13 protein-coding genes are annotated in these 13859 nt (G+C 37.8%); all 13 read right to left on the reverse strand.

From position 1 onward, the window contains the following. Positions 1-95: 95 nt before the first annotated feature. On the reverse strand, positions 96-1079 hold the full coding sequence (locus A2536_00500) for an AmmeMemoRadiSam system radical SAM enzyme (GenBank protein OGF44928.1): 984 nt from the start codon (positions 1077-1079) through the stop codon (positions 96-98). A gap of 110 nt (positions 1080-1189) precedes the next feature. Further along, positions 1190-2062 carry a shikimate dehydrogenase gene (locus tag A2536_00505; GenBank protein OGF44940.1) on the reverse strand — a complete coding sequence of 291 codons (873 nt, stop codon included), beginning with the start codon at positions 2060-2062 and terminating at the stop codon, positions 1190-1192. Then, positions 2043-3086, reverse strand: coding sequence for a hypothetical protein (locus A2536_00510; GenBank protein OGF44929.1), 1044 nt, complete (start codon positions 3084-3086; stop codon positions 2043-2045). The genes A2536_00505 and A2536_00510 overlap by 20 nt, the downstream gene beginning before the upstream one ends. Continuing rightward, positions 3086-3538, reverse strand: a complete 453-nt coding sequence (locus A2536_00515; protein OGF44930.1) for an rRNA maturation RNase YbeY — start codon at positions 3536-3538, stop codon at positions 3086-3088. The genes A2536_00510 and A2536_00515 overlap by 1 nt, the downstream gene beginning before the upstream one ends. Next, entirely contained in the window at positions 3525-4493 is a 969-nt protein-coding gene (locus A2536_00520; GenBank protein ID OGF44931.1) for a phosphate starvation-inducible protein PhoH, read from the reverse strand. The genes A2536_00515 and A2536_00520 overlap by 14 nt, the downstream gene beginning before the upstream one ends. A 2-nt stretch (positions 4494-4495) precedes the next feature. Continuing rightward, on the reverse strand, positions 4496-5218 hold the full coding sequence (locus A2536_00525; GenBank protein OGF44932.1) for a hypothetical protein: 723 nt from the start codon (positions 5216-5218) through the stop codon (positions 4496-4498). Positions 5219-5231: 13 nt separating this feature from the next. After that, the gene (locus A2536_00530; GenBank protein OGF44933.1) at positions 5232-5783 is read right to left on the reverse strand and encodes a hypothetical protein; all 552 of its coding nucleotides are present in this window, start codon (positions 5781-5783) and stop codon (positions 5232-5234) included. 20 nt (positions 5784-5803) lie between these two features. After that, on the reverse strand, positions 5804-7603 hold the full coding sequence (locus A2536_00535; protein OGF44934.1) for an aspartate--tRNA ligase: 1800 nt from the start codon (positions 7601-7603) through the stop codon (positions 5804-5806). A 5-nt stretch (positions 7604-7608) separates the two neighbouring features. After that, positions 7609-8874 (reverse strand): histidine--tRNA ligase, encoded by a 1266-nt coding sequence (locus A2536_00540; GenBank protein ID OGF44935.1) that lies wholly within the window; start codon positions 8872-8874, stop codon positions 7609-7611. 153 nt (positions 8875-9027) lie between these two features. Next, positions 9028-10731: a hypothetical protein gene (locus A2536_00545; GenBank protein OGF44936.1), complete on the reverse strand. Its 1704-nt coding sequence runs from the start codon at positions 10729-10731 to the stop codon at positions 9028-9030. 63 nt (positions 10732-10794) lie between these two features. After that, the gene (locus tag A2536_00550) at positions 10795-11748 is read right to left on the reverse strand and encodes a transketolase (protein ID OGF44937.1); all 954 of its coding nucleotides are present in this window, start codon (positions 11746-11748) and stop codon (positions 10795-10797) included. Positions 11749-11894: 146 nt separating this feature from the next. After that, positions 11895-13178: a phosphoribosylamine--glycine ligase gene (locus A2536_00555; protein OGF44938.1), complete on the reverse strand. Its 1284-nt coding sequence runs from the start codon at positions 13176-13178 to the stop codon at positions 11895-11897. Between the two features lie 121 nt (positions 13179-13299). Then, the gene (locus A2536_00560; GenBank protein OGF44939.1) at positions 13300-13749 is read right to left on the reverse strand and encodes a GNAT family N-acetyltransferase; all 450 of its coding nucleotides are present in this window, start codon (positions 13747-13749) and stop codon (positions 13300-13302) included. Positions 13750-13859 lie beyond the last annotated feature (110 nt).

Here is a 13859-nt window from a genome sequence, read left to right on the forward strand (position 1 = left end):
ACAGGTAATAATCGTTTTTCTCAGGGTATATACAGGTTTTTATAGGGCTATTTATTATAGTTGCGGAATCGCTGGAAGACATCCTTATATGTTTCTTAAAAAGTTCCATATATAGAATTTCCACAGTATCCGCATTTACCGTTCACTATTTTAATATTCGAGATACTGTATCCAGTGCGAGTAACAAGAAGATTTTTACATTTATAACATTTTGTTGTGCTGCCATCTTTTACATTTGCATTGCCAATATAGACATAATTAACTGTTTTTGATAGTATTTCTCTTGCTTTTTCAAGTGCAACTATAGAAGTTGGACTGCTTTTCATCTGATATTGAGCAAAATATCTTGAAAGATGAAAGGGTATATCCGGTGAAATATCAGCAACCCAATTTGCCATAGCATTCAGCTCTTCTTCTGTGTCATTTTGTGAAGGAATAAGCAAATTTGTCAGCTCAATATGGCATTTTTCAAAAGATTTTATTATAGTACTTTTGACAGTTTCAACATCACCTTTACAAATATCCCGATAAAACACTTGTTTAAAAGCCTTTAAATCTATGTTCATTGCATCTATATAAGGTAATAATTCCATTAGAGGATCATTGTTTATATAACCGTTGGTTACTAATACATTCTTTAGTCCTGCTTTTCTAGCTTTTTTAGCCGTTTCCAGCACAAACTCAAACCAAATAAAAGGCTCATTATAAGTGTAGGCTACTCCAAAAGATTTTGCATTTAGAGCTGCTTTAATGATTTCATCGCTTGACATTTTTTGTCTGCCTGAATCCGGAGTTTGAGAAATCTCCCAATTCTGACAAAATTGGCAAGCAAGATTACATCCATTTGTACCTGCAGAAAAAATCATAGACCCGGGGAGATAATGATAAAGCGGTTTCTTTTCTATAGGATCTATAGCTGTTGAAGTTACTTCTCCAAATATAGTTGTAACTAACGTTCCGCCAATGTTATTTCTAATTTTACAAAGCCCATTTTCTCCTTCAGAAATAAGGCAATAATGCGGACATAGAAGACAACGTACTTTGTCACCTGATTTTTCCCAATATAGCGCGGTCTTCATTGCCACCCCACCTTTATTAAAGGCAAATTCGAAATTCTAAATCCGAAACTTGAAACAAAACCCGAAAACAACTCTTTTATTACACTTCTTTTTTGAGGTTTGCTATTGTTTCAAATTTTTATTTCGTTCTTCAAATTTGCTTTTACCAGAGCTTTCTTCATAACTAGAATAGGCGCTTTTTTCCCGGTCCAGAACGCCCATGATATTGCACCCTGATAAAGAAGCATCCCAAGTCCGTTGTAAACCCTGGCTCCTGCTCGTTTTGCGGCTTTCATTGTTGATGTAAACCCGGGATTATAAATCATATCATAAAAAATAATATCTTTTCTAAAAGCTTTTGAACCAATTGCAGGTTTATCATTCTTATTTAATCCTAAGGAAGTTGCATTTATTATCAAATCTGAAGTAAGGGAAAACCTTTTTATGCATTTTTCTTCAAGCGGGACCGAAATAGCCTCTGTTTTTGGCGCATAAGTATTTATAAGTTTTATTGCTTGCAAAGATTTCTTTTTTGTCCTATTTGCAACGATTACACGATTCGCACCTTTGACTGCAAGATAAACTGCAACTGATCTTCCGGCTCCTCCGGCTCCTAGAATGATTATATTTTTCCCCTTAATATTAAATCCCGCATCATGTTTTAGACTTTGAAACAAACCTTCACCGTCTGTGCTGGTACCGTAGAGTTTCCCGTTTTTTACCTTTATCGTATTAACGGATCTTGACATTTTCGCACTACTCGTTAGAAAATCTACAGAACGATAAGCTGTTTGTTTGAGAGGAACCGTTATGTTAACCCCTTTAAATCCCAGTTTAGGCAGCAATATAATAAGTCCGGCACATTCTTTTGGTTTTACTTCAAAGGGCAGGTAGATATAATTCAGCCCCGATGCTTTAAAAGCAGCATTATGCATAATCGGAGAGAGCGTATGCTTGATCGGACAACCAAAAACCCCCGTAAGTTTAATTTTGTTTTTCAACATTTTCTGAGTCTGCCTCATTATTAATGTCTCCCACAATTTCTTCCAATACATCCTCTAATGTTATCATTCCTGTTATGAGACCTTCATTATTTTTAACTATTGCCATATGGATTTTCCCGTTTTTAAATTGTGCAAGAAGGTCAGCTATTTTCTTATTTTCATTTACAAAATAAGGATCTCTCATAAGATCCTGCAGCACAAAAAGTTTTTTATTTATCCATAGATTAACCAGATCTTTTCCGTGGATTATCCCGACTATATTAGTTTTATCATCTTTGTATACAGGCATTCTTGTATGTCCTTCTTCTGCAGTTGCTTTCAATATTTGATTAATATTGTCGTTGATATTCACACAAAAAGTATTACTTATAGGTATCATTGCTTCTTTTATAACCTTTTCGTTGAACTTAAAAACATTTTTTAACATTGCACTTTCGTCTGACCTCAGAATACCTTCCTCATCACCTAATCTTACCATAGATTTAATCTCTTCCCGGGTTATCATCGGAGTGTTTTCATCTGCTTTTCCACCAAACAATTTAACTACTTTTACTCCTATCCTGGTAAAAAGACGCGTAAAAGGATTTATTAATTTATGAAAATAATACAACGGAACAATTGTAAGCTTGACAGTTTTTTCGGCATTATGGATCGCATATATCTTCGGAACTATTTCGCCAAAAACTATAATAATGAATGTTACAAGTATTCCGCTTAGAGCCGTAAGCAGTGCTTTATTTAGTCCAAAATGCACAGATACTTCGTCTGCCATTGTCGCACTTAATGTGGCAGAGGCAACTGCCACAGCGTTAATTCCAATTAATAGAGTTGAAAGTACGTCATTTGGGTTTTTAAGCCAGATAGTCATATGCTTTTCTTTTTTTGGATTGTCTTTAATAAGCAGCTTTGTTTTTGATCTGCTCAACGATATTAGCGCTGTTTCTACTCCTGAAAAAAAAGCGCCTAATCCGAAAAGAAGTAAAAGAAAAATCCCGAGTACAAACGCTTCAAGCAGAATATCCATTAAAATAGCATCCTTTTCTTTATTAACAATTTAATCGCAGACTCTTCCTTTTCTTTCATTTCTTTATAATCTGACCTCTTATAGTGCCTGTATCCTGAAATATGATAAAAACCGTGTATTAACAATATCAATGCTTCCTTTAAATAACTGTTACCGTATTTTAACGACTGTTTCTTTGCTGTTTGGAGAGATATAACGATTTCTCCCATAATCTCCGAACTCTTTCCATATTCAAAAGATAAAACATCGGTGATTTCGTTCCTGTATCTGTAAAACCGGTTAAGTTTCTTTATAGTCTCATCATCAGTAAAAACAACTGTAACAGACTTTTTTATCCGTTCTTTCTTTAACAGAATGCCAATGACCGCTTTCACCTTAGCTTTTGAAAACCGCTTGTATCCGGATTTGACTTTATTAAAAATAATTTCTATTTCGTTATTACTTTTTATCATGTTTCTCAAATGCAACTATTATTTTTTGCACAAGATCATGCCTCACCGCATCCCTTGCTGTAAGATGTATAAAGATGATCTCCTTTATATCTTTAAGTATTCTTTCAATAAACACCAATCCGGATTCTTTCTCTTTTGGAAGGTCTATCTGGGTAGTATCTCCGGTTATAACCGCCTTAGATCCAAAGCCAAGACGGGTTATGAACATTTTCATCTGCTCAGGTGTGGTATTTTGCGCTTCATCAAGAATAATGAAACAATTATTAAGAGTCCTTCCCCTCATATAAGCAAGAGGAGCAACCTCTACAACATCTCTTTGCATTAGCTCCATAAAACGCTCAATGTCCATCATATCATACATTGCATCGTACAAAGGTCTGAGATACGGGTTAACTTTTTCCTGAAAAGTTCCCGGTAAAAATCCCAGTTTTTCTCCCGCTTCAACCGCAGGTCTGGTTAGGACTATTCTGTCAATAGAGCCTGATTGCAGTGCAGAAACAGCCATTGCCACTGCAAGATAAGTTTTCCCCGTGCCGGCAGGCCCTATTGCAAATATCATATCGCGCTTTCTAATGGCTTCAATATATTTTCTCTGACCGTCCGTCTTGGGTTTAATAAAGCGTTTTTTTGACGGAACAGCCACAGCATTTTCATTGCTGACTAATAAATCTACTGATGCAGCTCTTTCTTCGTCTTTATAGAGTGAAGACAATTTTTTTACAGCTTCAAGATGAATATGTTCTCCGTCATTATGCATACTCTTGAGATTATTAAATATATTTTCTACAACTAATACTGTGTCTTTTCCTCCGTTAACAATCAAAGAATGACCCCTTGCGATCAATTTAACCCGGAATTCTTTCTCTATAAAACGGAGGATTTCATCATTAGTACCAAAGATGTTAATTGCTTCTCTGGTGTCTTTTACATTTATATTTTTCGATATTTGTTTCATTACTAGAAACTTATTCCTGCCCCAATATTATAATTTGTTATTTCTGCAAATAAACTCATATCTCCTGAGATATAAAATAAAGGTAACGGACTGAATCTTGCTCCTGCATTTACTCTATAATTAGTAGCTGTTCCTTTTATAGAGGTAAAACCAGGAACCTTGGAGGAAACATTTGACATATCCATCCCTCCATATATAAAAACAGCTAAAGGCAGGGGAGAAAGACTCTTGCTTATTGAAACATTAAAACTGATGGTACTTGCGTCAAAAGAAGGAACTCCTGAAATAGTACCGTACGTTGCAAGCACAGCAATCCCGGGCATAGCTAACGAGTCATTAAGCAGTTTATATTTTATCCCGCCTCCAATAAGAACAATACTGGCACCGTCAATAGTCAAAGTCATACCTCTTGCCACTATAGAAAAGTCCATCGGGAGCCCGATTTCCGCCTGAACATATGGCAGCCCTATCAGTGTGTTTGCAGGAAGAATAATATTATCTGCGGAAGGCTTATCCAGAATTACAAATTTAGCGTTTACATCTACACCCGGAAATCCGGGATTATTACCGGAAAAATAACCGCCTCCCAGACAGGAGCCAAGATCCCTTGCGAAAGGGTTCAGTAACACATCTGACTGATAAAGATTAAAATCCGCAAAGGAAACTCCAAACATATTCGAAGCAAAAACAATTAAAAAAACAAAACAAGATAATATATTTTTCATTTTTTTCTCCTTTTTATCTTTTTTTTGGTTTTGTCGGACGGTAAGCCGGTTTTGGCGGCGGATAATACTTGGTAAGATCATCCGCATCACTTCCGCAATATATTTTAGTAGTTTTGCTTATTGTACAAGGAATATTTTTTGAACGTTCTCCGCCAACCCAGTTTTGGGGCGTAGGCGGTAAATCAGTTACTATTGCCACCTGGATGCCGGGTGATATATTTCCTAAAAAAAGAGGTTTAGTGTCTCTTGTAAACATTGTACCAAAAGGAACTCTCAAGAGTTTTCCATCTTTAAGTTTTATTATTATTATATTAGAATTATACTTATCCGAAGTAGTCTTTTCAACATTACCACGATATAATAATTTCCCCGGAATGCTTAACGTAACACCGCCTGTCTTTGAGGTCTTTGCCTTGAATTCCTCCCTTGCTTTTGCATCAGCTTCTCTTTCCGCTATTGCTTTTTGAATAGCTTCTTTAGCCTTGTCTGAAATTACTTCTTCTTCTGCAAAACTTGGAAAAACAAGTACAATTACTGCAAAAATAATCAAATACCGTTTAATCATCTTACACCTCCGTAAAAATATTAATTTATGTTATCAAGCGGTTTCTTTTCCTCCTTTTTTATGAGCTCTATTGTTTTAATGTGAAGTTCCTTTAGTTGTTTTTCTTCTACTTTAGACGGAGCTCCTGAAAGCAGGCATTGAGCTTTTTGAGTCTTGGGGAAAACTATTACATCCCTAATTGAGGATTCATTAAGAAGCAGCATCATTATTCTATCCAGTCCAAAGGCAATACCGCCGTGAGGAGGCGCTCCAAATTCAAAAGCTTCAAGCAAAAATCCGAATCTTTCCTTTGCCTGTTCATCGGTTATTCCGATGGCTTTAAACATTTTTTCCTGAATTGCTCTGCTGTGAATTCTGATACTTCCTCCACCCAGCTCCAAGCCGTTTAGAACAAGATCGTAAGCTCTGGCTTTCATTTTACCCGGTGCAGTATCAAAGTATTTCAGATCTTCCTCTTTAGGAGAGGTAAACGGATGATGAAGAGGATCAAACCTTTTTTCTTCTTCATTCCAGCCGAACAAAGGAAAGTCCGTAATCCACTCAAAACAATATGCATCTTTATCTATAAGATTAAGTTTTTCCCCGAGGTGCCTTCTTAAAAAATCCAAGGCCTGATTCACTACTTCAAATTTATCGGCAATGACCAGTATTAAGTCCCCGTCTTCCGCTTTAAAAGCCGCTTTCATCTCAGAAAGTATCTGTTCGCTGAAAAATTTGGTAAGATTTGATTCCATCTTTCCGTTTTCAACTTTAAACCAGGACATACCTTTAGCGCCGAAGGTTTTAACAAATTCAATCAATTTGTCAATTTCCATTCTTGAGAAAGAACCGCATTTTCTTGCATTAAGTCCTTTGATTATTCCTCCGGCAGCAGCGACACTGGCGAATATTTTATATTCTGCATTTTTTGCAACTTCCGTTATATCCACAAGCTGAAGATCAAACCTTAAATCCGGTTTGTCTGTGCCATATTTACCCAGAGCTTCATCATAGGTAAGGCGTTTGAAAGGCGGTTTAATATCCCTTCCCAGAGCATTCTTAAAAACATAGGATATCATCCCTTCCGTCAGGGTCATAATATCCTCTTCTTCAACAAAAGACATCTCTATGTCTATTTGCGTAAACTCAGGCTGTCTATCGGCTCTTAAGTCCTCATCTCTGAAGCATTTTGCAATTTGGAAGTATTTATCAAAACCCGAGATCATCAGGGTCTGTTTAAGCATCTGAGGCGACTGAGGCAGAGCGTAGAATTCTCCCGGATTAACACGGCTCGGGACCAGGTAATCCCTCGCGCCTTCAGGCGTGCTCTTAAGTAGTATGGGAGTCTCTACATCCAGAAAACCCTGTTTATCAAGGTAATCCCTTACAAGAAAAGTTACTTTATGGCGCAAATGAAAATTCTTGAACATTTTTGGACGCCTTAAATCCAGATAGCGGTATTGCAGTCTTATCTCTTCTGCGACGTTAATATCGTCTCTTATTTGAAAAGGTAAAGCTTTTGCTGCATTTAAAACTTTTACATCAGTAACCTTGATTTCAATTTCACCGGAAAACAGGTTTTTATTTACAGTGCCTTCCGGTCTGTTTTCAACAATACCTTTAATATTTAAAACATACTCATCTCTTGCCGTTCCTGCGATTTCATGCAATTCTTTATTTATCCCGGGATTAAATACGAGTTGAACAATTCCTGTGCGGTCCCTAAGGTCAATAAATATTACTCCGCCGTGGTCCCGCCAGGTGTTTACCCATCCGAACAGGTTTACTTCTTTTCCTAAATGAACTGCATTTACTTCCCCGCAATAATTTGACCGTAACATTATAATTAGCCCCCTAACTCTTCTTTCAAATTTTCCATTTTTACAGGTTTTTGTGAACCATCAGACATATTCTTTAGAGTCACAACACCTTCCTTAAGTTCATTTTCACCAATAATAGCCACAAGTTTTACTTTTAATACATCAGCCGCTTTCATCTGGTTCTTTATATTTTTTTCTTCATATACCATCTGAACGCATTTACCCGCCTGTCTCAATTCTTCCGCCAATTTCAGGGCTTTCATCATCGAGGGTTTTCCAAGATGAACAATAAAAAGATCCGGTATATTTTCAACCGGCAATTTAATTTCCAGAGCATCGATAACCGAAACGAGACGCTCTAAACCGAAACCAAAACCAACGGCCGGTGTTTTTTCCCCGCCAAACTCCTCCACAAGGTTATTATATCTTCCTCCGCCCATAATAGCACTTTGAGCTCCAAGTTTTTCGGAATGCACTTCAAAAACCGTACCCGTATAATAATCAAAACCCCGGACAAGAGAATCGTTCAATTTATAATTAACCTTTAACAGTTGTAACCCGTCTTTAAGTTCTTCAAAGTGATTTTTGCAATTCACGCAAAGATAGTCGCTCATTTTCGGAAGCTTTCCGTTAGCAACTATCTTTTTGCAGCTTTCTTCTTTACAGTCAAGAATACGAAGCGGGTTCTTCTCTGCACGAACCTTGCAAGCCTCACACAATCCGGCATTGTTCCTCACAAAATGTGCTCTTAAGAATTCTATATATTTGGGACGGCAATCCTTACAGCCTATCGAGTTGAGCTGCGTTATCAGACCCGTTAACCCCAGCTTTGTAAAAATCGTTACTACCGCCGCTATAACTTCAGCATCAAGATACGCGCTGGCGCTGCCAAAAGCCTCAACTCCGACTTGAACATGTTCTCTAAATCTTCCGGCTTGAGGGCGTTCGTATCTGAACATAGAGCCTATGTAAAATAATTTAACAGGCGCAGGATTATTATAAAGACCATTTTGCAAATAAGCTCTGACAACACCTGCAGTACCTTCCGGACGGAGGGTCAGGCTTCTGCCTTTTTTATCCAAAAAGGTATACATCTCTTTTGTCACAATATCCGAAGTTTCACCTATACCCCGTATAAATAGATCCGTATGTTCGAACATCGGAACTATTATTTCTTCATACCCGAAAGAGTTAAGAACCTGCCTTGCGACAGTTTTAATATACTGCCATTTTGCTGTTTCAGCGGGTAAAACATCTTTTGTCCCTCTCGGTGAGGTGTATTTAATATTCATCTTGGTATTCCTTTATAAAGATATTGACGAAGTACTAATGACTATTGACTATTTAAGGAGTGATATCTCTAAAATCTAAACATGGCGGAGGTTTTTATTCCGCCTACCATAAATAGTCACTAGTCATTCGTCATTAGTAATTTGTTTTTGTTTTTATCTTATTATTGCAATTTTCCCGGTCTTGGTCTGAGACTGGGAATTAACCTGAGCGGAAATCACATAAACATATATACCGCTTGCTGCCGCTCTACCGTCGGAATTTTTCAAATCCCAATTATATTCATAGATCCATTCATTGTTTGCAGCGCTTACTGAATCGTTTTGGGCCAATGCCGCTTCCATAACCAGCTCGCCTGCTATGGTATAGATCCGGAGCGCTGTCGCAGTTACATTTCTGGAAAAAACAGCCCGTATAGTGCTGCTTGCTGCATTTTTTACCGGATTCGGATAATTAAACATTTTATTGAATACAATATTCGTTGTCGCCGGAATTGCAAAAAGTTTAGCAGTCATTACTGCGGTTCCGCTTCCCGAAAAATTTGAAAGAGTAATTTTACTGGGACCATCGGAGTAACTGTCACTTTGAGGAGAGGTAAAAAGATCTCCGGCCCCGTCAAAGGGATCTGTAGATTCTCCTCTGGAAGTAAATCCGACATCACTGTCGTCATCTTTTTCTTCAAGAGCTACTCTATAAATCGTGCCGTTATTAATATCATTATTGGCTAAAGAGCCTATTGAATCATCGATATGCCAGACTAACACACCCTCTCCCGGGAGATTACTATCAAAACCTGCCTGCCTCCTGTATTCAAAAAGAAAATATTCCGTCGTACTGCTTAGAATCGGAATTTTAAAACAATTCCCGCTCGAACTTTCAAAAGAATTAATTGTCAGTGTAGTTGAAGAACTCTGTACCGTCGGGATCATCCAATTAATTAATATTTTATTCCAACTGGACATATGAGGCGGGTTTGCCCCGTTATTCACCCAGGAACCGTAGTCCATTAAATCCCATTTGCCTACTCTCGAATTTTTTGGAGCAATAGTCTGATAAAGGTCAGGAAGTCCAAGCTGATGCCCAAATTCGTGACAAAGCACGCCAAAAGGATAGTATCCTGTTGATTCCATTGCCGGAACTGTTTCACCTTCAAAAAAACCGCCTGCAGATCCGAAGGAAGGATCCCATTCGACAAAAACAGACCAGATGTCATCATCAGTAACTCCGGTGGGGGATTCTTCTCCAATACCGGCGTGGACAACCATTAAGGCATTATATGTTGCATTTGTTATAGTAAATGCACTTGTACTCGTAACTTTGGCTATAGAATCTCTAAATAATTCTCCGGAGACAACTCCTGCTTCTTCAATAATGTTTCCTCCGATAGTAATTGTTTTACCATAAGTTGAAACTGTACTCCCTGACAAATTGTATCCTTTTCCAAGCGGCCCTGTAAAAGGATACACTTCCAAAGTCATTTTGCCATAGGAGCATTCTGCAATATAATTCATCAAATCTTTAAGTAATCCTGTTTCAGTTACAATCTTTGTTCCTGTAGCTATATTTAGCCTGGAAACGTAGGGAAGAATAGAACCTCCGGTTCCGCCATTTTCATTGAACTTTACGTCATCAAAATCAACAAAAACAACTGCCAACTTTATTGTGCCAAGAGTTGTACTCAAAGCTTTTTGAATTTTATCAGGAGAATAACCCATTGCTTTCATTTCATTAATACTATAGATTCTCTTAACACTGTCTTTAGGCATTCCTTTATTGATGATCTTTCCGGGTGCAGGCGGCACAGCAAAAAGAGATACTGAAAAAAACAACAAGAAAACAAACCTGAACAGTACATTCATTTTATCTCCGGGAGTTCTTTTTAATCTAATAGACTGAGGACTTTCCAAACCACAGCCTTTTTCTTAAGCTTTTTTTCTTTTTAAAACATTTTTTACAGCTTGTACAATGAATTTTGCAGAAAGCCCAAACTCCTCAAAAAGCTGGACAGGAGTACCGGACTCTCCAAACCTGTCTTTAATCCCGATAAATTCCATAGGGACCGGATATTTTTGCACAACAACTTCGGCTATCGCGCTTCCCATTCCGCCCATAACCTGATGTTCTTCGCAAGTAACCAGAGCTCCTGTTTCTTTTGCTGCTTTTAAAATTGCTTCTTCATCAAGAGGTTTTATAGTATGCATATCTAAAATTCTGCATGAAATCCTTTCCTTTGCAAGTTCTTCCGCAGCTTTAAAACATTCAAACAAAATAAGCCCGCCGCCGCCGATAAGTGTAACATCACTTCCCTCTTGAAGCATATTTGCCTTACCTATCTCAAATTTATCCTCTTTCTTTGTCAGTATCGGTACTTTTTCTCTTCCAAACCGGAGCATCATGGGACCATAAGCTGCAGTAACTGCTTCAACTGCTTTCACCATTTCAATGGCATCGCAGGGCATAATTACTTTCATATTTGGTAAACATCGCATCAGCGCGACATCTTCAATTGCCTGATGCGTCGCCCCGTCTGCGCCTACTGAAACGCCGCCGTGAGCAGCTGCTATTTTTACGTTTAAATTTGCATAGCAGATTGAGATTCTAATCTGATCCCAGCATCTTCCGGGTAAAAATACGCCATAAGTAGCACAAAAAGGGATTTTTCCTGTAGTCGCCAGACCTGCAGCCGTAGAAATCATATCTTGTTCAGCAATACCCATATCAAAAAACCTGTCAGGATATGCCTTCCAGAATTTATTAGTCATTGTTGATTTTGCCAGATCGGCGTCAAGTACAACAATATTCTTATTATCTTTCCCCAGCCTTACGATTGTTTCTGCAAATGCTTCACGTGTTAATTTGTATTCCGGTGTTTGCATTAATCCTCCCTATAAAAAAATAATTACTATTGACTAATGACTACTGACTATTTATGGAGTTATAATTTATTAAATATAGCGGGAATTTTTACCCGCCTACAATAAATAGTCAATAGTCATTAGTACTTAGTCAATCTCTTTGGTGCTTAGTCATTTCTTTCAAATGCTCTTCTCGCGATATCATTTCGATAGTGCGCTTTTTCAAAGTTTATTAACGAAACAGCCTTATAAGCTTTGTCAACTGCCTGTCTTAAATCATTACCCGAGGCGGTCACGCCAAGTACTCTGCCTCCGTTTGTTACAACCTGATTATTTTTGCTGTCAGTACCGGCATGAAAAACTACAACATCTCCCAGATTTTCGGCTTCTTTTATTCCTGTTATTATTTTGCCGTTTTCATACTTGCCGGGGTATCCGCCTGAAGCCATAACAATGCATACTGTAGGTTTTGAATCCCATTCTACTTCTATTTTGTCAAGTTTTCCGTCAATAACCGCAAGTATTATGTCAAGCAAATCAGTTTTTAACCGTGTCAAAACAACCTGTGTTTCAGGATCTCCAAATCTTGCGTTATATTCTATTACCTTCGGCCCCTCTTTAGTCATAATAATCCCTAAATAGAGTACGCCTTTATACGGCTTTCCTATTGAATGCATACCAAGTACTGTAGGATATAAAATCTTACTTATTATAGCATTTTCAATATCTTTTTTCAATACAGGCGCCGGAGAATAGGCTCCCATACCGCCGGTATTTGGACCTTTGTCGTTATTAAAAACCCTTTTATGGTCTTGAGATGAGACCATGGGGATTGAGGTTAGTCCATCCACAAAACAAAGCAGAGTGGCTTCTTCTCCTTCTAAAAACTCTTCTATAACTACTTTCCCGCCGGCTGAACCGAAGACCTTGTTCCCTAAAATATCTTCCACTGCGGCAACAGCTTCTTGTACTGTCAGAGCTACTATTACTCCCTTTCCTGCTGCCAGACCGTCAGCTTTTATTACAATGGGGGCTCCCTGACTCTTAATATATTTAATCGCTTCCTCTTTTTCAGTGTCATAAAACATCTGGTATTTTGCCGTGGGAATACTAAACTTACGCATGAATTCTTTAGCAAATGATTTACTGGCCTCAATAAGCGCCGCTTCTCTGTTTGGGCCGAATATTTTCAACCCTTCACCCTCAAAGAGGTTTACTATCCCCAGTGAAAGCGGTATTTCCGGTCCGACAACAGTAACATCAATTTTTTCTTTCTTTGCAAAATCAAGAAGCCCTTGAAGATTATCAACCTTAATATCTACGCATTCAGCCAATTCCGCAATACCCGGATTTCCCGGCGCACAGTAGATTTTATCAACCTTAGGACTCTTCTTTAAAGACCATATAATTGCGTGTTCACGACCGCCCGAACCAATAACAAGTATTTTCATAAAAACCCCCTCTTGAAATCAAGCACTAAGATCAAAATTCTAAATCCCAAATAAAATCATTGTACTTATATTAATAATCTTCCTTGTTTAGCGCTTAGTGCTTTAATCTTAGAATTTGCTTTTATATTTGTTTAACCATCGGTACTTCTCCGCAATCAGGGAACTTTGGACACTTCACACAATCCTTCCAGATTTTATGCGGAAGTATTGATTTATCAACGACATTAAAACCATACTTTTTAAAATATTCAGGTATATACGTCAGCACAAAAACTTTTTTTATTGCAAGCTGCTTTGCATCTTTAAAACAAGCTTTCAGTAGTTTTTCTCCAATGCCTTTTCCTGCTTCGGACTTAAGGACAGCTACGGATCTGATTTCGGCTAAGTCATCCCAATAAATACGAAGGGCTGTAACTCCGACTATTTTGCCATTTTTTTTGAAAACAAAAAAATCCCTTATAGATTCATAAATTTCCAAAACTGATCTTTCGAGCATCTTTCCTTCTTTAGCATGGGTATTAATCAACGACTGAATCTGTTTACCGTCTGAGATACGTGCTTTTTCTATCATCTGCTATCTCCTAAAATCAATGACTAATTCAGACTGTGTCGCAATTATTTCTAGAAACACCGTTCTTTGACAACTGGAACCAAGAAGCGGTTTTTTAACCGAACTTAAAC

The sequence above is a fragment of the Candidatus Firestonebacteria bacterium RIFOXYD2_FULL_39_29 genome (assembly GCA_001778375.1).
Lineage (GTDB): Bacteria > Oederibacteriota > D2-FULL-39-29 > D2-FULL-39-29 > D2-FULL-39-29 > D2-FULL-39-29.